The following is an 18,809-nucleotide window of genomic DNA, read 5'->3' as shown; positions in this document are numbered from 1 at the left end:
GGCTTCTCGCGCCCCTCCGTCTCACCCTCCTCCCTCTCACTCCCCGTCCTTGGACTCGTCCGAGGGCCAGGGGTCGCGCAGCCAGAGATCGTCGGCCGGGGTGGGCGCGAGCAGCTCGGCGAGGCCGCCGTCGATCCCGAGCTGCTCGGTCTCGGAGCCCGGGGGCACCGCCCGCAGGGTGCGCTCCAGCCAGGCCGACACCTGCGCGGCGGGCGCTTCGAGCAGGGCGTCCCCGTCGGGCGAACTCAGCGCCATCAGGACCACGCTCCGCCCGGCGACCTTCGTCGGCCACACCCGCACATCCCCGTGCCCGCACGGCCGGAACACCCCCTCCACGAGCAGCTCGCGCGCGAACGTCCAGTTCACGGGCTGGGCCGAGCCGATGTGGAAGGCGATGTGGACGGCGTACGGATCGTCGGTGCGGTAGCTCAGCCGGGCCGGGACCGGGATGCTGCGCTCGGGGGACAGGACCAGTTTCAGTTCGAGCTCGCGCTCCACCACGGTGTTCATGTCGTGCGTTTCCTCTCGTCCGGTGGCCCTGTGGACGGGCCCGTACGAGTGGAGAGGGCGCGGGCGGTGAAGCATTACGCGGGTTCGCGGAACTTTTCCGAAGGCACCGGCACCCGACCGCCGGACACGGTCGGCACCCGGCCGCCAGACACGGTCAGCACCCGGCCGCCAGACGATCGGCACCCGAGCGGAAGCGGCCGGAAAACGTGGCGGAACCTTGCTCGAAGGGGGTAGGTACGCCAGGAGCGGCAGTGACCCTTGCGCCGGTCTGATAGATGTGGACGCTCAACACGACCCCCGAGCAGATACGGGACGACGGACATGAGCGCCCCAACCCCGGCCCCAGGCGACGACAGGCCCCGCGAAGGGTATTACCCGGACCCCTCCATTCCTGGATATGTCAGGTACTGGAACGGTGCCGCGTGGGTGCCGGGCACCAGCCGGCCGGCGCCGTCCGGCGGCGAGCCGCTGTCGTCGCCCGCGGACGAACGGTCCGTGCCCGCCTCCACGGAGGAGACGGGGCCGCACTTCTTCGACGAGGACCCGCCGGCCGCGAGCCCGTCGCCCGCCGACGCCCAGCACGGCAGCCGGCCCGAGCCCGCGACCGCGTGGGGCGCCGACCGCTCACGGCAGACCGGCTTCGGCGGCGACCCGGACCGCCGGATCCGATGGGGCAAGCCCGATCCGCGTGTCCCCGCCGAGCAGCCGGCCGAGTCCGCCGGGCCCTCCCTGCCGTCCCAGCCCGACGGCAGGTCGGACCACACGGACGGCATGGCCACGTTCCACTCGTACGAGTCCCAGGCCGATTCAGGTTCAGGTTCAGGTTCCGGTGCCGCGGCCGACGGGGGCTCGGGGACCCTCAAGCCGCCGGGCTCCGGCGGTTCGGTGGTGTTCCGCAGGCCCACCGGACCGGTGCCGCCGACCGGAGCGGCGGGCTCCGCGGCTTCCGGGGGCGCCGGGGGCGCGGACATGGCCGCCGGGCAGGCCGGGGGAGCGGGCGCGGCGGGAGCCATGGGCGCCGGGCGCGCGCATGGCTCGGGCGCCGACCGTTCGGGCGGTGTCCCCGGCTCCCGTGAACCCCTCGCCTCCGAGGGAACGATGACGTTCAGGCCCGTACCGCGCGGGGGCCGGCAGCGCGGTTCGGGGCCCGCCGCCGCCCAGCCCTCGGCGGCGGCCCAGGCAGCCCAGGCAGCCGCGGCTCAGGCGGCCGCGGCTCAGGCCCAGGCGGCCCCCCAGGGCCCGGCAGCCGCCTTCCCGGCGGCCCCCGCGACCCCGCAGCAGTCCACCCCTCAGCAGTCCGCCCCCGGCACCCCTCAGCAATCCACCTCCGGTACCCCTCCGCAGTCCGGCTCCGGCGCGCCCATGGCCGCGGGTGCCGGCGGCGGGCAGCCCTCCTGGGCCCAGCAGGTGCACCGCCTGGCCGGGCCGGAGGGCGACCAGCCCGTCGTGCCGTGGAAGCCGGTGCGGGAGGACCCGTTCCAGGCGGTGGCCCGCTCGCAGGCGAACGCGCGCCCGGCGGGGCTCGGCAAGCGCTTTGCGGCCAGGCTCGTGGACACGATCGTGCTGGCGGCGGTCACCGGCGCGGCCGCCGTTCCGCTCGGCACCAGGGCCCTGGACCACGTCAACGAGAAGATCGACGCGGCCAAACTGTCGGGTGAGACCGTCACGGTCTGGCTCCTTGACGGCACCACCGCGGTCTACCTCGGCATCATCCTCGCCGTACTGCTCCTCTTCGGTGTCCTCTACGAGGCGCTGCCCACCGCCAAGTGGGGCCGCACCCTGGGCAAGAAGCTGTGCGGCCTCCAGGTGCGGGACATCGAGGGCGGCGACCCGCCGTCGTTCGGTCTGGCGCTGCGCCGCTGGCTCGTCTACAGCGTTCCGGGCCTTCTCGCCATCGGTGTCGTGGGTGTCCTGTGGGGCGCGTTCGACCGCCCGTGGCGCCAGTGCTGGCACGACAAGGCGGCCCACACGTTCGTCGCGGGCTGACCGGTCCCCCGGACGGCCGCCCCCCATTGCGCAGTCGGGGGGTTCGCGGTCGACTCGGGATATGACGACCGAGCCGCCGCCCCCGCCGGATGACGATCCGTTCAAGAAGAAGCCGTCGGACGAGGGCTCGTCCGGACAGCAGCCGCCGCCCGGCGAGGGCCCGCCGTTCGACCCCTCGTACGGCAACGAGCCCCCGCCGGGCACCGGTTCGCCGTACGGCGCCACCCCGCCGCCACCGCCCTACGGCGGCGGTGACCCGTACGGCAGCGGTGGTGGTGATCCGTACGGCGGCGGCCCGTACGGCAATGACCCGCTGGCCGGGATGCCTCCGCTCGCCGACAGCGGCAAGCGCACGCTCGCGCGGATCATCGACATGATCCTCGTCGTCATCGTGGTGTGGCTGGTGACGTGGGCCTTCAACGTCAACGAGTACGACGTGGACACGGACAAGATCGACTACGGCAGGTCGTTCGGCCAGTCGCTGATCGCCGCGGTGCTCTACGTCGGCTACGACACCGTCATGACCGTCAGGGCGGGGCAGACCCTCGGCAAGAAGTGGCTGCATCTGCGGGTGGCGAACCTCGACAACGGCTCCACGCCCTCCGTGCAGACCTCGCTGGTCCGCGCGCTGGTCCTGTGGCTGCCGTTCGCGTTCTGCTGCGCGTGCATCTGGACTGCGATCGCGGGCGGTTGGAGCTTCTTCGACAAGCCCTACAAGCAGGGCCTGCACGACAAGGCGGCCAAGACGGTGGTGGTCAGCACGGGCTGAGTCCCACAGGAGTCAGCACGGGCTGAGTCCACAGGCGGCGCAGACGACCGGCGGGTCCGTGGTCAACGGGCCCGCCGGTTCGTGTGGTGGTTCGGAGCGGTTCGGGGTGCGCTCAGGCGCGCTCGCGGACCGGCTCGGGTGCGCTGGCGGCGGCCGCGACGGTCGCGCGCTGCACCGGAACTCGGTGTTCCGAGAGGGTGACAGACGCGGGCCGGGCAACGGACACGGTCGGCGCGGCGGGCTTCGGTACGGGAACCGTCATGGCCACGAGGAGGCCGAGCACGAGGGCGGAGAGCGCTATCACCACGACTCCCAGGCCCGAACTCGTCTGTGACAGCAGCAGCATGGCGAGCGTGGAGAAGATCACGGTGCAGGAACCGTAGGCGAGCTGTGCGGCGGTCGGACGAGGCATGGCTATTCCGATCCTCGGGGTGGGGGTCTCCCCCCGTGCCTCTCGCGATGGGGGAGGGTGCGGATAAGAATCTGGGGTTCGACAACGGTGTCCGGTTGGCAAACCACCGGAAATCCGGCGAGCCGCCAACCGACTCTAATCGGCTGTCTGCCCGAGCGGAACGAGCAGTAAGCGTGACCTAACCCACGGTGCCGGTGCACAGGGGGCGCACGGAGTCATGGCGTCCATCAAGTGGACGTTCGAACGCGCCTGTTGAGCGGATCGCTCCGCGGGGGGCGGTTGATCTTCTGCGGGTTGGTGGGGGCTGGTCGCGCAGTTCCCCGCGCCCCTTTCGGGGCGCTGGTCCCTAGCCCCATATCTCGCTTGACCTGTTCAAGTCAAGATCTGTCTTTTCTCCTGCAACTCCGATCGAATGTCGTCACTTGTGACGCGCATAGAGCGCGCGCGGACTCCATGACCTGGACACCCCTCCATTCCGCGCGCCCGGGCGCGGGGGAGGACTGCATCAAGTGACCAGCAGACCATGGACGTTCAGAGCAGCCGCGGTGGGTGTGTCGCTCGCAGCGGCCGCTGCCACGTTCTCGACCTTCGCGGTGGCGCAGGCCGCTGCCGGCGATCGGCCGGCCGCGGCGGCGGGCCGTCAGGATCCGGCCGCGAACCGGCAGGACCCGGCGCGCGCCGAGAACAACACCGATCGCGAGCACGACCTGAAGGGCCCGCTGACCGAACGTCAGGAGGCCCAGCGCGAAGAGGCGCTCAAGCGGGTCATATCCGGCGACGCCACCGTCAAGAACCGCGGCGGCTCGCAGGTCGTGAAACTCCAGGACGGCAAGTACGTCGAGCTCGGCCGGGAGAAGACCGACCAGATCTTCACGATCCTCGTGGAGTTCGGCGACAAGACGGACCCCCGCTACGGCGGCACCCCGGGTCCCCTGCACAACCAGATAGCCGAGCCGGACCGCGCCGAGGACAACAGCACGGCGTGGCAGGCGGACTACAACAAGAAGCACTTCGAGGAGCTCTACTTCGGCACCGGCAAGGGTGTCGAGTCGATGAAGAAGTACTACGAGAAGCAGTCCTCGGGCCGCTACTCCATCGGCGGCGCGGTCTCCGACTGGGTCAAGGTGCCCTACAACGAGGCCCGTTACGGCTCCAACAAGTGCGACCCCGACACCTGCGCGTGGAATGCCGTCGCCGACGGTGTCACCGCCTGGGCCGACGCCCAGAAGGCGGCCGGCAAGTCCGACGCCGACATCAAGTCCGAGCTGGCCGCCTACGACAAGTGGGACCGCAACGACTTCGACGCCGACGGCAACTTCAACGAGCCCGACGGCTACATCGACCACTTCCAGATCGTGCACGCCGGCGAGGACGAGTCCGCGGGCGGCGGCGCCCAGGGCGAGGACGCCATCTGGGCCCACCGCTGGTACGCGTTCGGCACGGACGCCGGCGCCACCGGCCCCGAGGGCAACAAGATGGGCGGGGCGCAGATCGGCACCTCCGGCATCTGGGTCGGTGACTACACCATCCAGCCGGAGAACGGCGGACTCGGCGTCTTCGCCCACGAGTACGGCCACGACCTCGGTCTGCCGGACCACTACGACACCACCAACACCGCCGAGAACTCCACCGGGTTCTGGACGCTGATGTCGTCCGGCTCCTGGCTCGGCGAGGGCAGGAACACCATCGGTGACCTGCCCGGCGACATGACGGCCTGGGACAAACTCCAGCTCGGCTGGCTGAAGTACGACACGGCCAAGGCCGCGACGCGCTCCACCCACAAGCTGGGCGTGGCGGAGTACAACACCAGGAACGCCCAGGCGCTGGTGGTCGAACTGCCCGAGAAGGAGGTCACCAACCCGGTGGTCACCCCGGCGCAGGGCGCCACCCAGTGGTGGAGCGGCAGCGGTGACGACCTCAAGAACACGCTGACCCGTTCCGTCGACCTCACCGGCAAGTCCTCGGCCACGCTGACCCTCGACGGCTGGTACGACATCGAGACCGACTTCGACTACCTCTACACCGAGGTCTCGACCGACGGCGCCAACTGGACGCCGCTGGACGGCACGGTCGACGGCGCTGCTCTCCCGCGCGACGGCAGCGGCAAGCCCGCGCTGACCGGCACCGTGGACGCGTACAAGAAGCTCTCGTTCCCGCTCGACGCCTACGCGGGCCAGAAGTTCGACCTCCGCTTCCGCTATCAGACCGACGGCGGGGTGGCCCAGAAGGGCTTCGCGGCCGACGTGATCACGGTGACGGCCGATGGTTCGCCGGTCTTCTCGGACAACGCCGAGACCGCCGACGCCGCCTGGAAGTCCACCGGCTTCTCCCGTATCGGCGCGGCCGTCACGGACGACTACGCGCAGTACTACATCGCCGAGAACCGCCAGTACGTGTCGTACGACAAGACCCTCAAGTCCGGCCCGTACAACTTCGGCTTCTCGACCACGCGCCCGTCCTGGGTGGAGCACTTCCCGTACCAGAACGGTCTGCTGATCTGGAAGTGGGACACCTCCCAGAACGACAACAACGTCAGCCGGCACGCGGGCTCCGGTCTGCTGCTGCCGGTGGACGCCCACCCGAAGCCGCTGAAGTGGTCCGACGGCACGCTGATGCGCAGCCGCATCCAGTCGTACGACTCGCCCTTCAGCACCTACCGGACGGACGCCCTCAGGCTGCACAAGGCGGACGTCGCCACGAAGATCCCGTCGCTCCCGGGCAACCGGATCTTCAACGACCACACGAACACCTACTACGACGAGACCAACCCCACCGCCGGTGTCCGTGTCACTGACACCAACACCAAGATCGCGATCGTGAAGGAGCCGCGCGACGGCTCGACGATCACGGTGAAGGTCTCCGCCGCGACGAAGTAAAAGGCATTTCCGCAGGTCAAACCATGATCGGCCGCAACCCTCTGGCGGGTTGCGGCCGATCGTGTTTAGGTGCGTGCTGTGACTCTCTTATTGACACTGGTTCTCACGGGGGTGTGACTGCATGGCCGCAGGAGGTTTCTGCAAGCTGCCGAACGGCACGGTGGTGGTGGCGTTGAACCTGCCCCGACCGCCCGCCGCGGGCAGCGGCTCGGTACGCGTGCTCGTGCACGCCCAGAACCGCGCCCGCGCACTGACGCGGCTGCGCAACCTGGGCATGCGGGCGGTGTACCTGCGCGGCAACGCGGAGCCCCCGACCCCGGACGAGATCACCGCGGTCCTGCACCATCCCGACGGCCTCATATGGCGCACGGCACCCGGCGCGGACGCCTGCGCGGCGGAGCTCTGGCACCCGATCCGGGCGCTGATGCGGCGTACGGCTACGCCGCAGGGGTTCTGAGCGGTCGGTCGGCGTTTGGTGCGTTGCCTGCGGGTTCGTTGTGGCTGGTCGCGCCCACGCGGCGGAGCCGCAAATGTCACAGCCCCGCGCCCCTTACGGGGCGCGGGTCAGACGATCGGCTTGCCGCTCAGTTCCACGCCTGCCGCGCTCAGCTCCTCCAGGGCCTGCTCGGTGGTCTCCTCGGCCACTCCTGCGGTGAGGTCGAGGAGGACCTGGGTGCGGAAGCCCTCGCGGGCCGCGTCCAGGGCGGTGGCGCGGACGCAGTGGTCGGTGGCGATGCCCACCACGTCGACCTCGGTGATCTGGCGCGCGCGCAGCCAGTCGCCCAGCGTCATGCCGTTCTCGTCGGCGCCCTCGAAGCCGCTGTACGCCGCCGCGTACGCCCCCTTGTCGAAGACCGCGTCGATCGCGCCGGAGGCGACCGCCGGGGCGAAGTTCGGGTGGAAGCCGACGCCCTCGGTGCCCGCCACGCAGTGCGCGGGCCAGGAGTGGACGTAGTCGGGGTTGTCGGCGAAGTGGCCGCCGGGGGCGATGTGGTGGTCGCGGGTCGCCACGACGTGGCGGTAGCCGGCGGGGGCCTGCCCGATCAGCTCCGTGATCGCGGCGGCGACATCGGCTCCGCCGGACACGGCGAGGCTGCCGCCCTCGCAGAAGTCGTTCTGCACGTCTACGACGATCAAGGCGCGGCGCATGTCGGTTTCCTTCTGCGGGTTGTAGTGGGCTGGTCGCGCAGTTCCCCGCGCCCCTGACGGGGCGTGACTGTGTGACCGAGCTGTTGCCGTTGCATTCCCGCTCCTCGTCCGTTCATGCCCGTTCGGGCTCGGGGTGGCCTGAGGTGTGCGCCCGGGTTTTCCTCGGATCCGGTCCCATGTGGCTCATACGTACTCGGTCGGAATGACGGCTTCCCCGCGGGAGAGCTGGGTCGCCGACAGGGGCAGATTGGCGCGGGCCGCCGCGTGCCGGTCGCGTACGACGTCCAGGGGCTCGCGGGCGAGGACCTGGCCGCCCTTGACGAGCTCCACCAGGAGCTGACGGTCGCTGAGCTCGGCAGGGACGGCGCCGAGGCCGATCACCTCGGCCTCGGCGACCCCGTACGCGTCGAGTCGCCGCGCGGCCCATTTGCGGCCGCCGATGGACGTCTTGCCGCCCGTCGACCTCTTCGCCACCGGAACCAGCGGAGCCTTCGGGTCCGCCGACTCGGCACGGGCGACGAGCTTGTAGACCATCGAACATGTCGGATGGCCGGATCCCGTCACCAGCTGGGTACCCACGCCGTACGCGTCCACGGGCGCCGCGGCCAGCGAGGCGATCGCGTACTCGTCCAGGTCCGAGGTCACGATGATCCGGGTGTTCGTGGCGCCCAGCTCGTCCAGCTGCTGGCGTACCCGGTGCGCCACGAGCAGCAGGTCACCGGAGTCGATGCGGACCGCCCCCAGCTCGGGCCCGGCCACCTCGACGGCCAGCCGGACGGCCTCGGCGACGTCGTAGGTGTCGACCAGCAGCGTCGTGCCCCGGCCGAGCGAGTCCACCTGGGCCCGGAAGGCGTCCCGCTCGCTGTCGTGGAGGAGCGTGAAGGCGTGGGCGCTGGTGCCGACGGTCGGGATGCCGTAGCGGAAGCCCGCGGCCAGGTCGGAGGTGGTCGTGAAGCCGCCGACGTACGCCGCCCGGGACGCCGCCACCGCGGCCAGCTCGTGGGTGCGGCGGGCGCCCATCTCGATCAGCGGGCGCTCCCCGGCGGCCGAGGCCATCCGGGAGGCGGCGGCCGCGATCGCCGAGTCGTGGTTGAGGATGGAGAGGATCACGGTCTCCAGGAGCACGCACTCCGCGAAGGAGCCCTCGACCCGCAGGATCGGCGACCCGGGGAAGTACACCTCGCCCTCGGGGTAGCCCCAGACGGCGCCGCTGAAGCGGTAGGAGGCCAGCCACTCCAGGGTCGGCTCGTCCACCACGCGGCGCTCGCGCAGGAAGCCGAGGACGTCGGCGTCGAAGCGGAAGTTCTCGATCGCGTCCAGCACCCGTCCGGTGCCCGCCACGACGCCGTAGCGGCGGCCCTCGGGCAGCCGGCGCGTGAAGACCTCGAAGACCGAGCGCCGGTCGGCGGCCCCGCCCTTGAGGGCGGCCTGCAGCATGGTCAGCTCGTAGTGGTCCGTGAAGAGCGCGGTGGAGGGAACATCAACCGGCAGCCCAAGGTCCGCAGTGTTCATGGCAAGAGATGGTACCCCTATCTCGTCACTCTGACGATTTGTGGGTTCGTTTGGCCGGGCACCCACCTGTGGTGGCAGCATGGGCCGTGTGACGGCTCCCGCACCCCTAGAGACCGAAAAAACCGAGTCGGCGGAGGAGGTCTTCGCCGTACCCGAGCCCGACGTCCCCTGGGTGACCATCGTCCACAACGACCCGGTCAACCTGATGAGCTACGTGACCTACGTCTTCCAGTCGTACTTCGGCTACCCGAAGGACAAGGCCACGAAGCTGATGCTCGACGTCCACCACAAGGGCCGGGCCGTGGTCTCCAGCGGCACCCGTGAGGAGATGGAACGCGACGTACAGGCCATGCACGGCTACGGTCTGTGGGCCACCCTCCAGCACGACCGGAAATAGAGTTGCCCGACGCCCGCGCAGTACTGGAAGTAGCGACGCACCTGATGCCAGGACACTTCGAACCGCTCCCCGGCGGCGGCGCGGCCGTCGCGCTCGACGAGGTCGAGATCTCCATCATCCGCTCCCTCGCCGTACAGCTCCTGGAGCTCATCGGACCGGGACCGGGCGAGGACGCCTCCGACGACCCGCTCGCCGAGCTGTTCGCGGAGGGCCCGAGCGAACCGCCCTCCGACCCCGTGCTGAAGCGGCTCTTCCCCGACGCGTACAGCGGGCCCGACGTCGAGGCGAACTCGCCCGAGCAGGCCGAGGAGCAGCGCGCGTACTCCGCGGAGTTCCGCCGCTTCACCGAGAACGACCTGCGCGCGGCCAAGCGCGAGAACGCGCTCACGGTGATCCGCTCCCTCGACACGCTCTCGGCTGTGGGGGAGGGCGGCGCGGTCCTCAAACTCTCCGCCGAGGAGTCCGAGCAGTGGCTGCGCGCCCTCAACGACCTGCGTCTGGCCATCGGGTCCCGCCTCGACGTCGTCGACGAGGAGGACACCGACCTCCTCTACCAGCTGCCGGACGAGGATCCGCGCAAGCCGATGGTGATGGCGTATCTGTGGCTGGGCGGGCTCCAGGAGACGTTGGTTGAAACGTTGATGTCCTGACATATTCCGTTCGCTCAGCGGACGCTCAAATCCGAATAACGATCCCGTCACGTGACCGCGCCCTATGGGGCGCGGTCCGACTTTTGTCCGGTTCTCCCTGTGGCGTGCGCTACACGCGCCTCAGGCGATCAACATTGCGGCCGTGATAAATCTTCACGACCGCCCGGCAGGACGCCACCCATGTCCGGCCGGGTGCGCCACCGGTCGGCGGATCGCCGACCAGGCACGAGTGGGCCGGGGAGCCCGCTCAGCTCCATTCAATCCGGGGGGATCGGGACCCGATCCGGAGCCGACGACGGCTCGGATCGGCATGGAGAAAGGCGCACCAGACATGACCTCGGTGCAGGTCGGCAAGAACGACGACGGGCACGACCGCAAAGGTGTCGTGGGCGGCGAAGTCCCCGTAGAGGGTCACGCCCCCGAAGAGGGCTACGAACGCGGTCTCAACAGCCGTCAGGTCCAGATGATCGCGATCGGCGGCGCCATCGGCGTCGGCCTCTTCCTGGGGGCCGGGGCGAACATCGCCAAGGCGGGCCCCAGTCTCATCCTCATGTACGCCCTCGCGGGCGTCATCATCTTCTTCATCATGCGGGCCCTCGGAGAGCTCCTGCTCTACCGTCCCGTCTCGGGCTCCTTCGCGGAGTACTCCCGCGAGTTCCTCGGCCCGTTCTTCGGCTACTTCACCGGCTGGACGTACTGGCTGATGTGGGTCGTCACCGGCATGGCGGAACTGACCGCGGCCGCGATCTACGTCAACTACTGGTTCCCGCAGATCCCGCAGTGGGTCACGGCCCTGGTCTTCCTGCTGGTCCTCTTCGGCGCCAACCTGATCTCGGTGAAGCTCTTCGGCGAGATCGAGTTCTGGTTCTCGATGGTCAAGGTCACCGCCCTCATCGGCATGATCGTGATCGGCCTGGGCGTCCTCACCTTCGGCTTCAGCTCCGCGGGCGACTCGGCCGCCGTCTCCAACCTCTGGGCCTTCGACGGCTTCTTCCCCAAGGGCATCGGCTCGTCCCTGATGACCCTGCAGGGCGTGATGTTCGCGTACCTCGCCGTCGAACTCGTCGGCGTCACCGCGGGCGAGTCCGAGAACCCGGAGAAGACGCTCCCCAAGGCGATCAACACCCTGCCCTGGCGCATCGCCCTCTTCTACGTCGGCGCTCTCACCGTCATCCTCTGCGTCGTGAAGTGGACCGAGTTCGCACCCGGGGTGAGCCCCTTCGTGGAGGCCTTCGCGAAGATCGGCATCCCGGCGGGCGCGGGCATCGTCAACTTCGTCGTCCTGACGGCGGCCCTGTCCTCCTGCAACTCCGGCATGTACTCCACCGGCCGCATGCTGCGCACCCTGGCGGACAACGGCGAGGCCCCCAGGATCTTCAACAAGCTGTCCTCCACCAAGACGCCCGCGCTCGGCATCACCGTCTCCATGCTCTTCATGGGCATCGGCGTGGTCCTGAACTACATCGTCCCGGAGAAGGCCTTCGGCTACGTCATCTCGGTCGCCACCGCGGCGGGCATCTGGACCTGGCTGATGATCCTGGCCAGCCACATCCTGTACCGCCGCGCGGTCGACGCCGGACGCCTGCCCGCCTCGTCCTTCCCGGCCCCGGGTGGCGCGAAGCTCAGCTGGGTCGCGGTCGTCTTCCTGCTCTTCGTCACCTGCCTCATCGCGTACGACGCGGACTCCCGCGTCTGCCTCTACGTGATGGCGGGCTGGGCGGCGGCACTGGGCATCGGCTGGACCGTACTGAAGTCGCGGAACCCCGAGGTCACCGAGCGCCGCGACCCGGAGTTCGAGAAGATCGGCTGACGGACCTCACGCAGAGCGTGCCGGGCTCGTGGCCCAGCATGTGGGCCTCCCCGTACCACCCCTCGGTACGGGGAGGCCCTTCTGCTTATCCTGACGACCATGCTGACCATCACCCAGGCCCTCTTCGACCAGATCGTCGCGCACGCGCGCAAGGACCACCCCGACGAGGCGTGCGGCGTGGTCGCCGGCCCGGAGGGCACCGGCCGCCCCGAGCGGTTCATCCCGATGCTCAACGCCGCGCGCTCGCCCACCTTCTACGAGTTCGACTCCGGCGACCTCCTCAAGCTCTACCGCGAGCTGGACGACCGCGACGAGGAACCGGTCGTCATCTACCACTCCCACACGGCCACCGAGGCGTACCCCTCCCGCACCGACATCTCGTACGCGAACGAGCCCGGCGCGCACTACGTCCTGGTCTCCACCGCGGACGCCGACGACGCGGGACCCTTCCAGTTCCGGTCCTTCCGGATCCTGGAGGGCGAGGTGACGGAGGAGGAGGTCACGGTCGTGGAGACGTACTGATCCCGTATTTCGGTCAGGATTCATCCAATATCTGAGATCACATTCCAGAACCCGGACCGGGAATCGATACGATGACCCCATGGTTTCCCACGACGTGAGCGACAAGACCCCGGGCATGCTGCTCGTGGCACGGCTGCACGTCGACCTGTGCAGGCTGCAGAGCGCCATCTGTACGCGCTGAACCCTGCCGCCGTACGGCCGTGAGCCGCGGCGCCTCACGATGCACCAACCCGCTTTTCTGCGCTGCCGCGCGCCCACCGACCGACTCACTCCCGACAGGAGCCCACAGCCATGGCCATCGAGGTCCGCATCCCCACCATCCTCCGCACCTACACCGACGGCCAGAAGGCCGTCGAGGGCGGCGGGGAGACCCTCGCCGCCCTCTTCGCCGACCTGGAGACCCGTCATGCGGGCATCCAGGCCCGCATCGTGGACGGCGGCGAGCTGCGCCGCTTCGTGAACGTGTACCTGAACGACGAGGACGTGCGCTTCCTCGACGGCATCAACACCAAGCTGACCGACGGCGACAACGTCACGATCCTGCCGGCCGTCGCCGGCGGCATGGTCTGACCGGCCCGGGCTCTGATCGCTGATGCGTTACGACTCCCCGCTGGCCGCGGTGGGCAACACCCCTCTGGTGCGCCTGCCGCGGCTCTCGCCGTCCGCCGACGTCCGCATCTGGGCGAAGCTGGAGGACCGCAATCCGACCGGCTCGGTCAAGGACCGTCCCGCGCTCCACATGATCGAACAGGCGGAGAAGGACGGCCGGCTGACGCCCGGCTGCACGATCCTGGAGCCCACCTCCGGCAACACCGGCATCTCGCTCGCCATGGCGGCGAAGCTCAAGGGCTACCGCATGGTGTGCGTCATGCCCGAGAACACCTCCCAGGAGCGGCGCGAGCTCCTCGGCATGTGGGGCGCCGAGATCATCCCGTCCCCTGCGGCGGGGGGTTCGAACACGGCGGTGCGGGTGGCCAAGGAGCTGTCCGCCGAGCATCCCGACTGGGTGATGCTCTACCAGTACGGCAACCCCGACAACGCGGGCGCGCACTACGCGACGACGGGCCCGGAGATCCTCGCCGATCTCCCCTCCGTGACCCACTTCGTCGCCGGGCTCGGCACGACCGGCACGCTCATGGGCGTGGGCCGCTTCCTCCGCGAGCACAAGCCCGACGTCAAGATCGTCGCGGCCGAGCCGCGGTATGACGACCTCGTGTACGGGCTTCGGAACCTCGACGAGGGGTTCGTGCCCGAGCTGTACGACGCGTCTGTGCTGACGACCCGGTTCTCCGTCGGGTCCGCCGATGCGGTTACCCGTACTCGGGAGCTGTTGCAGCAGGAGGGGATCTTCGCGGGTGTTTCCACGGGGGCGGCGTTGCATGCGGCGATCGGGGTCGGGCTGAAGGCCGTGAAGTCGGGCGAGCCCGCCGACATTGTCTTCGTCGTGGCCGACGGGGGTTGGAAGTACCTCTCCACGGGGGTCTATACCGCTGCCACGACGGAAGAGGCCATCGAGACGCTGCAGGGCCAGCTCTGGGCTTAGCCGGCTTTTCTCGCCCCCGCCGCCCCTACCCGTCCCGTCCCCTGGGGCTCCGCCCCAGACCCCGTGGGGGTTCGTTTTTGGCTGCGGGCCGTCGTGGGTTGCTCGCGCAGTTCCCCGCGCCCCTAAAAACCTTAGGGGCGCGGGGAACTGCGCAATCTTTTTGGGGGTTCGGGGGCGAAGCCCCTGAGACAGGGACGGGAATGGGTAGGGGCGGCGGGGGCGAGGAAAAGGCCTAGCGGGACAGGTTGCGGACCTGGTTCCAGATGGTGGGGTCCACCGGGCCCACCCGGCGGCGGAAATCCCGTACCGGCAGCCCGCGCAGCTCATCCGTTTCGAGGAAGCTGGCCCGCCCCCGCGCATCCCCCACGGACCCGGGCGGGAGCGGAATCACCCCGGCCCGCCGCTCGTCGTGGTTCTTGCTGGTGATCTTGGCGACGACAGCCGTGCGGCCCCGCACGGACAGGACCAGGCAGGGCCGGTCCTTCGCCCCGGGCCCGTCCTCGAACGGAACATTCGCCCACCAGATCTCGGCAGGCCGCGGACGGGAAGTACGGGAAGAACGCAGGCCTCGCGGCCGCCCCGGAGGACGGTCCGGCAGGCGACCGGGCTTACGGCCCCGCGAACGGCTCCGCCCGCCGGAGGACCCCCGCCCCCACCCGTCCACCACCGTCGCGACACCCGCCAACAGCACCACGGCCACCAACGCGAGCCACCACGACGTATCCATGGATATGACGGTACCGGCGTGACGGGGCCCACGCCGGGCCACCCCGCTGGCCCCCGAACCGGTGACACCGCAGGTGAGTTCCCCCACAACAGCCCTCGACGGAGGAGCGACAGGACCTTTTGCGCCTTACGCTCGACGGACCGCACGACCCCCGTCTTCACTCCCCGCCAGCGGAGGTTTCTGCTTTATGAAGCTCACCGTCGTCGGCTGCTCGGGGTCGTTCCCGTCCGCGGAATCGGCCTGCTCGAGCTACCTCGTCGAGGCCGACGGCTTCCGGCTGCTTCTCGACATGGGCAACGGTGCCCTTGGCGAGCTGCAGCGCCACTGCGGTCTCTACGACCTTGACGCGATCTTCCTCAGCCATCTGCACGCCGACCACTGCATCGACATGTGCGCGTACTTCGTCGCACGCTACTACCGCCATGACGGCGGCCGCTGCGATCCGATCCCCGTCTACGGACCGGAGGGCACGGAGCAGCGCCTGACCACCGCGTACGCGGACACGCCCTCCGCCTCCTCCATGAGCGAGGTCTTCGACTTCCACACGGTCAAGCCGGGCTCCTTCGAGATCGGCCCCTTCTCGGTGCACACCGAGAAGGTGAGCCACCCCGTGGAGGCGTACGGCATCCGTGTCGAGCACGGCGGCCGGTCGCTCACGTACTCCGGGGACACCGGCGTGTGCGACTCGCTGGACGAACTCGCCCGGGACACCGACCTGTTCCTCTGCGAGGCCGCGTTCACCCACGGCAAGGAGAACATCCCGGATCTCCACCTCAACGGCCGCGAGGCCGGCGAGACCGCGACCCGTGCCGCGGCCCGCCGCCTGGTCCTCACCCACATCCCGCCGTGGACGGACCCCCAGGCGAACCTGGCCGACGCCCGAGCGGCGTTCGGGGGACCGGTGGAACTCGCCACACCGCGAGTCACGTACGAGATCTGACGTCGTCCGTACGAGATCCGACGTCGTCCGTACGCAGCACTGCGCAGGGTTACGCAGCACGAGGCCCCCGGAACCGATCGGTTCCGGGGGCCTTCGTCATGCCTACGCCTTGGTCCTAGGCCCTGTTCCTCACGCCTTGGTGAGGTCCTCGACCTCTTCCTCGGGCTCGCGGCCCGGCGTCGCGAGGTTGAACCTGATGATCGCGAAGCGGAAGGTCGCGTAGTAGATCGCCGCGAAGACCAGGCCGATCGGGATGATCATCCATGGCTTGGTGGCGAGGTTCCAGTTCAGGAAGTAGTCGATGGCACCGGCGGAGAAACTGAATCCGTGGTGGACGCCCAGCGCCCAGGTGACCGCCATCGAGATCGCGGTAAGGACCGCGTGGATCACGTACAGGACCGGCGCGATGAACATGAACGCGAACTCGATCGGCTCGGTGATGCCCGTGACGAAGGAGGTCAGCGCGAGGGAGACCATCATGCCGCCGACGGCCTTGCGGCGCTCGGGGCGGGCGCAGTGCGTGATCGCCAGGGCGGCGGCCGGCAGCGCGAACATCATGATGGGGAAGAAGCCCGTCATGAACTGACCGGCGGTCGGGTCGCCGTGGAAGAAGCGCGGCAGGTCACCGTGCCAGACGGCGCCGGCGGAGTCCGTGTAGGTGCCGATCTCCTGCCAGGCGACGGTGTTCACGAACTGGTGCATGCCGACCGGCAGCAGCGCGCGGTTGATGGCGCCGAAGATGCCCGCGCCGACCGCGCCGAGGCCGGTCATCCACTCGCCGAAGTTTGTGATGACATCGCCGATGGGCTCCCAGACGAGGCCGAAGAAGACGCCGACGGCGGTGCCGATGAAGGCCATCAGGATGGGCACGAGACGGCGGCCGTTGAAGAAGCCGAGCCAGTCGGGGAGCTTGGTGCGGTGGAAGCGCTGCCAGGTGACGGCGGCTATCAGGCCCATCACGATGCCGCCGAGGACCTTGGGGTCGTTGTAGGTCGCGGCGACGTCCGCGCCCTTCTGGACCTTGGCCTCGCTGATCGGGAACGCGGTGAGGACGTTCTTGTAGACGAGGAACCCGACGAGCGCCGCGAGCGCGGTGGAGCCGTCCGACTTCTTGGCGAAGCCGATGGCGATGCCGACGCAGAACAGCAACGGCAGGTTGGCGAAGACCGCGTCGCCGGCGGTGGCGAACACGGACGCGACCTTGTCCCAGCCGAGCCCGTCCGCACCGAACACATCGGGCTGGCCGAGACGGAGCAGGATGCCGGCGGCCGGCAGCACGGCAATGGGGAGCTGCAGGCTGCGGCCGACCTTCTGCAGGCCCTGGAGCAGGCCGGATCCCCACTTCTTCGCGGGGGCCGCCGGAGCTGTGGCGGTGGTCATGGTTCCTCCATGTGCAGGGTGCTGCCGGGGACGGGAAGTGAACGGAAGGGAAGTGCACGGGGGATGGACAGCATCCACGTGGTCTACACCACTCAGTGGTGTAGACCTGTTGTAGCACGGTGAAGGCGAGATAAGGAACCCGCAGTTTTTGTGGCCTGGACCATACGGAATCAAGCATCAGGAAACATGAAAAAGCGCCCCGTAGGGGGCGCGGGGAACTGCGCGAACGGCCACAACGGTCCGCGGCCTGTGAACCGGCCTCGGACCCCCCCCAGGAAAGCGGAGCGCTTACGCCTTCGTCACGTCCTCGACCTCGTCCTCCCGCTCCCGGCCCGGCGTCGGCAGGTTGAACTTCGTGATCGCGAACCGGAAGACCACGTAGTAGACGACGGCGAAGCACAGGCCGATCGGAATGATCGCCCAGGGTTTCGTGGCCAGATTCCAGTTGATGACGTAGTCGATCAGGCCCGCCGAGAAACTGAACCCGTCGTGCACGCCCAGACCCCATGTCACCGCCATCGAGGCACCCGTGAGAATCGCGTGCACCGCGTACAGCGCGGGCGCGATGAACACGAAGGAGTACTCGATCGGTTCCGTGATGCCCGTGACGAACGACGTCAGGGCGATCGACGTCATCAGGCCGCCAATCTCCTTGCGGCGCTGGGGTTTTGCGCAGTGCGTCATCGCGAGGCACGCGGCCGGGAGGGCGAACATCATGATGGGGAAGAAGCCGGACGTGAACTGCCCCGCGTTCGGGTCGCCCGCCAGGAACATGTTGATGTCGCCGTGCACGACCGTGCCGTCCGGCTTGGTGTAACTGCCGAACTGGAACCACATGGGCACGTTCAGGAACTGGTGCAGCCCGATCACGAGCAGCGCACGGTTGGCGACACCGAAGACACCCGCACCCCACGCGCCCAGACTCACCAGCCAGTCGCTGAAGTCCTCAAGACCCCGCCCGATCGGCGGCCACACCCACAGACACAGCGCCGCGAACGCGATCGCCACGAACGCCATGATGATCGGGACGAGACGGCGGCCGTTGAAGAAGCCCAGCCAGTCCACCAGCTTGGTGCGGTGGTAGCGCTGCCAGAAGTAGGCCGCCATCAGCCCCATGATGATGCCGCCGAAGACACCCGGATTCTGGTACGTGAACACCACCACCGAGCCGTCGTCCGCCTGACAGCCGGCAGCCACCACCTTCGCCTGCTGCGCACAGTCCTCGGGGAACTGCCGCAGCACGTTGTAGTAGACGAGGAACCCCGCCACCGCCGCGAGCGCCGTCGAACCGTCGGCCTTCTTCGCCATGCCGATCGCCACACCGACGCAGAACAGCAGAGGCAGACCGAGCGAACCGTCCAGCAGCGCGCCGCCCGCGCCCGCCATCACCTTGGAGACGTTCGTCCAGCCGAGACCGTCGTCCCCGAACACATCCGGCTGGCCCAGACGGTTGAGGATGCCGGCGGCCGGCAGTACGGCGATGGGCAGTTGGAGGCTGCGGCCCATCTTCTGCAGGCCCTGGAACAGGTTGCTCCAGCGGGCGCGCGCGGGCGCGGGGGCGCTTTCGGCACTCATCGGCGTTCCTCCTGCACCCCTCCATTTGGCGGCCGTTGAAAACTGGTGTAG

At 69.2% G+C, this 18,809-nt stretch carries 19 protein-coding genes; 12 read left to right on the top strand and 7 right to left on the bottom strand.

The window, feature by feature from the left end; genetic code table 11:
* Positions 1 to 36: 36 nt before the first annotated feature.
* Positions 37 to 510 (bottom strand): SsgA family sporulation/cell division regulator, encoded by a 474-nt coding sequence (locus ACFWXQ_RS18000; protein ID WP_383941956.1) that lies wholly within the window; start codon positions 508 to 510, stop codon positions 37 to 39.
* Positions 511 to 831: 321 nt separating this feature from the next.
* Between ACFWXQ_RS18000 and ACFWXQ_RS17995 the strand changes: the two genes are divergently transcribed.
* On the top strand, positions 832 to 2,496 hold the full coding sequence (locus ACFWXQ_RS17995) for an RDD family protein (protein ID WP_383941959.1): 1,665 nt from the start codon (positions 832 to 834) through the stop codon (positions 2,494 to 2,496).
* Between the two features lie 61 nt (positions 2,497 to 2,557).
* Positions 2,558 to 3,265 (top strand): RDD family protein, encoded by a 708-nt coding sequence (locus tag ACFWXQ_RS17990; protein ID WP_383941961.1) that lies wholly within the window; start codon positions 2,558 to 2,560, stop codon positions 3,263 to 3,265.
* A gap of 112 nt (positions 3,266 to 3,377) precedes the next feature.
* Here ACFWXQ_RS17990 and ACFWXQ_RS17985 read toward each other — a convergent pair whose 3' ends face one another.
* Positions 3,378 to 3,677, bottom strand: coding sequence for a hypothetical protein (locus ACFWXQ_RS17985; RefSeq protein ID WP_383941964.1), 300 nt, complete (start codon positions 3,675 to 3,677; stop codon positions 3,378 to 3,380).
* A 509-nt stretch (positions 3,678 to 4,186) separates the two neighbouring features.
* Between ACFWXQ_RS17985 and ACFWXQ_RS17980 the strand changes: the two genes are divergently transcribed.
* Positions 4,187 to 6,553 carry an immune inhibitor A domain-containing protein gene (locus ACFWXQ_RS17980; protein WP_383941967.1) on the top strand — a complete coding sequence of 789 codons (2,367 nt, stop codon included), beginning with the start codon at positions 4,187 to 4,189 and terminating at the stop codon, positions 6,551 to 6,553.
* Positions 6,554 to 6,674: 121 nt separating this feature from the next.
* A complete protein-coding gene (locus ACFWXQ_RS17975) occupies positions 6,675 to 7,010 on the top strand; it encodes a hypothetical protein (RefSeq protein WP_189843439.1) in 336 nt (111 codons plus the stop codon).
* A 107-nt stretch (positions 7,011 to 7,117) separates the two neighbouring features.
* Here the strand turns inward: ACFWXQ_RS17975 and ACFWXQ_RS17970 are convergent, their stop codons facing one another.
* Positions 7,118 to 7,702 carry a nicotinamidase gene (locus ACFWXQ_RS17970; RefSeq protein ID WP_383941970.1) on the bottom strand — a complete coding sequence of 195 codons (585 nt, stop codon included), beginning with the start codon at positions 7,700 to 7,702 and terminating at the stop codon, positions 7,118 to 7,120.
* A gap of 183 nt (positions 7,703 to 7,885) precedes the next feature.
* The gene (locus tag ACFWXQ_RS17965; protein WP_386268520.1) at positions 7,886 to 9,214 is read right to left on the bottom strand and encodes a nicotinate phosphoribosyltransferase; all 1,329 of its coding nucleotides are present in this window, start codon (positions 9,212 to 9,214) and stop codon (positions 7,886 to 7,888) included.
* Between the two features lie 79 nt (positions 9,215 to 9,293).
* On the opposite strand from ACFWXQ_RS17965, the gene clpS reads away from it, so the two are divergent.
* The 7 genes from clpS (at position 9,294) to ACFWXQ_RS17930 (ending at position 14,136) form a co-directional block, all read left to right on the top strand.
* Entirely contained in the window at positions 9,294 to 9,611 is a 318-nt protein-coding gene (gene clpS / locus ACFWXQ_RS17960) for an ATP-dependent Clp protease adapter ClpS (RefSeq protein WP_055617033.1), read from the top strand.
* Between the two features lie 44 nt (positions 9,612 to 9,655).
* Positions 9,656 to 10,261: a DUF2017 domain-containing protein gene (locus ACFWXQ_RS17955; RefSeq protein WP_383941977.1), complete on the top strand. Its 606-nt coding sequence runs from the start codon at positions 9,656 to 9,658 to the stop codon at positions 10,259 to 10,261.
* Positions 10,262 to 10,592: 331 nt separating this feature from the next.
* Entirely contained in the window at positions 10,593 to 12,071 is a 1,479-nt protein-coding gene (locus ACFWXQ_RS17950) for an amino acid permease (protein ID WP_383941980.1), read from the top strand.
* A 99-nt stretch (positions 12,072 to 12,170) separates the two neighbouring features.
* The gene (locus tag ACFWXQ_RS17945; protein ID WP_383941983.1) at positions 12,171 to 12,593 is read left to right on the top strand and encodes a Mov34/MPN/PAD-1 family protein; all 423 of its coding nucleotides are present in this window, start codon (positions 12,171 to 12,173) and stop codon (positions 12,591 to 12,593) included.
* A gap of 79 nt (positions 12,594 to 12,672) precedes the next feature.
* Positions 12,673 to 12,774, top strand: a complete 102-nt coding sequence (locus tag ACFWXQ_RS17940; protein ID WP_313904860.1) for a putative leader peptide — start codon at positions 12,673 to 12,675, stop codon at positions 12,772 to 12,774.
* A 110-nt stretch (positions 12,775 to 12,884) separates the two neighbouring features.
* Entirely contained in the window at positions 12,885 to 13,163 is a 279-nt protein-coding gene (locus ACFWXQ_RS17935; RefSeq protein ID WP_143632625.1) for a MoaD/ThiS family protein, read from the top strand.
* A gap of 22 nt (positions 13,164 to 13,185) precedes the next feature.
* The gene (locus tag ACFWXQ_RS17930) at positions 13,186 to 14,136 is read left to right on the top strand and encodes a PLP-dependent cysteine synthase family protein (RefSeq protein ID WP_383941988.1); all 951 of its coding nucleotides are present in this window, start codon (positions 13,186 to 13,188) and stop codon (positions 14,134 to 14,136) included.
* A 232-nt stretch (positions 14,137 to 14,368) separates the two neighbouring features.
* Here the strand turns inward: ACFWXQ_RS17930 and ACFWXQ_RS17925 are convergent, their stop codons facing one another.
* Positions 14,369 to 14,863: a type II toxin-antitoxin system PemK/MazF family toxin gene (locus ACFWXQ_RS17925; RefSeq protein ID WP_383937284.1), complete on the bottom strand. Its 495-nt coding sequence runs from the start codon at positions 14,861 to 14,863 to the stop codon at positions 14,369 to 14,371.
* A gap of 187 nt (positions 14,864 to 15,050) precedes the next feature.
* Here ACFWXQ_RS17925 and ACFWXQ_RS17920 point away from each other — a divergent pair, with 187 nt between their 5' ends.
* Positions 15,051 to 15,803, top strand: coding sequence for an MBL fold metallo-hydrolase (locus tag ACFWXQ_RS17920; RefSeq protein ID WP_383937288.1), 753 nt, complete (start codon positions 15,051 to 15,053; stop codon positions 15,801 to 15,803).
* Positions 15,804 to 15,932: 129 nt separating this feature from the next.
* Here ACFWXQ_RS17920 and ACFWXQ_RS17915 read toward each other — a convergent pair whose 3' ends face one another.
* Together ACFWXQ_RS17915 and ACFWXQ_RS17910 are read right to left on the bottom strand one after the other, a co-directional pair.
* Positions 15,933 to 17,183: a PTS transporter subunit EIIC gene (locus ACFWXQ_RS17915; protein WP_383937290.1), complete on the bottom strand. Its 1,251-nt coding sequence runs from the start codon at positions 17,181 to 17,183 to the stop codon at positions 15,933 to 15,935.
* 288 nt (positions 17,184 to 17,471) lie between these two features.
* Complete coding sequence (locus ACFWXQ_RS17910; RefSeq protein WP_383937292.1) at positions 17,472 to 18,758, bottom strand: PTS transporter subunit EIIC; 1,287 nt, start codon at positions 18,756 to 18,758, stop codon at positions 17,472 to 17,474.
* Positions 18,759 to 18,809: the final 51 nt, after the last annotated feature.

Origin of the sequence: Streptomyces sp. NPDC058697 (genome assembly GCF_042715345.1) — a bacterium.
Classification (GTDB): domain Bacteria; phylum Actinomycetota; class Actinomycetes; order Streptomycetales; family Streptomycetaceae; genus Streptomyces; species Streptomyces liliifuscus.
This window is presented reverse-complemented; position numbering and strand designations above follow the sequence as displayed.

Excerpts from the sequence above, each read along its gene's own strand:
- ACFWXQ_RS18000 (WP_383941956.1), bottom strand. The coding sequence starts at position 510 with ATGAACACCGTGGTGGAGCGCGAGCTCGAACTGAAACTGGTCCTGTCC.
- ACFWXQ_RS17995 (WP_383941959.1), top strand. The coding sequence starts at position 832 with ATGAGCGCCCCAACCCCGGCCCCAGGCGACGACAGGCCCCGCGAAGGG.
- ACFWXQ_RS17990 (WP_383941961.1), top strand. The coding sequence starts at position 2,558 with ATGACGACCGAGCCGCCGCCCCCGCCGGATGACGATCCGTTCAAGAAG.
- ACFWXQ_RS17985 (WP_383941964.1), bottom strand. The coding sequence starts at position 3,677 with ATGCCTCGTCCGACCGCCGCACAGCTCGCCTACGGTTCCTGCACCGTG.
- ACFWXQ_RS17975 (WP_189843439.1), top strand. The coding sequence starts at position 6,675 with ATGGCCGCAGGAGGTTTCTGCAAGCTGCCGAACGGCACGGTGGTGGTG.
- ACFWXQ_RS17970 (WP_383941970.1), bottom strand. The coding sequence starts at position 7,702 with ATGCGCCGCGCCTTGATCGTCGTAGACGTGCAGAACGACTTCTGCGAG.
- ACFWXQ_RS17965 (WP_386268520.1), bottom strand. The coding sequence starts at position 9,214 with ATGAACACTGCGGACCTTGGGCTGCCGGTTGATGTTCCCTCCACCGCG.
- clpS (WP_055617033.1), top strand. The coding sequence starts at position 9,294 with ATGGGCCGTGTGACGGCTCCCGCACCCCTAGAGACCGAAAAAACCGAG.
- ACFWXQ_RS17955 (WP_383941977.1), top strand. The coding sequence starts at position 9,656 with ATGCCAGGACACTTCGAACCGCTCCCCGGCGGCGGCGCGGCCGTCGCG.
- ACFWXQ_RS17950 (WP_383941980.1), top strand. The coding sequence starts at position 10,593 with ATGACCTCGGTGCAGGTCGGCAAGAACGACGACGGGCACGACCGCAAA.
- ACFWXQ_RS17945 (WP_383941983.1), top strand. The coding sequence starts at position 12,171 with ATGCTGACCATCACCCAGGCCCTCTTCGACCAGATCGTCGCGCACGCG.
- ACFWXQ_RS17940 (WP_313904860.1), top strand. The coding sequence starts at position 12,673 with ATGGTTTCCCACGACGTGAGCGACAAGACCCCGGGCATGCTGCTCGTG.
- ACFWXQ_RS17935 (WP_143632625.1), top strand. The coding sequence starts at position 12,885 with ATGGCCATCGAGGTCCGCATCCCCACCATCCTCCGCACCTACACCGAC.
- ACFWXQ_RS17930 (WP_383941988.1), top strand. The coding sequence starts at position 13,186 with ATGCGTTACGACTCCCCGCTGGCCGCGGTGGGCAACACCCCTCTGGTG.
- ACFWXQ_RS17925 (WP_383937284.1), bottom strand. The coding sequence starts at position 14,863 with ATGGATACGTCGTGGTGGCTCGCGTTGGTGGCCGTGGTGCTGTTGGCG.
- ACFWXQ_RS17920 (WP_383937288.1), top strand. The coding sequence starts at position 15,051 with ATGAAGCTCACCGTCGTCGGCTGCTCGGGGTCGTTCCCGTCCGCGGAA.
- ACFWXQ_RS17915 (WP_383937290.1), bottom strand. The coding sequence starts at position 17,183 with ATGACCACCGCCACAGCTCCGGCGGCCCCCGCGAAGAAGTGGGGATCC.
- ACFWXQ_RS17910 (WP_383937292.1), bottom strand. The coding sequence starts at position 18,758 with ATGAGTGCCGAAAGCGCCCCCGCGCCCGCGCGCGCCCGCTGGAGCAAC.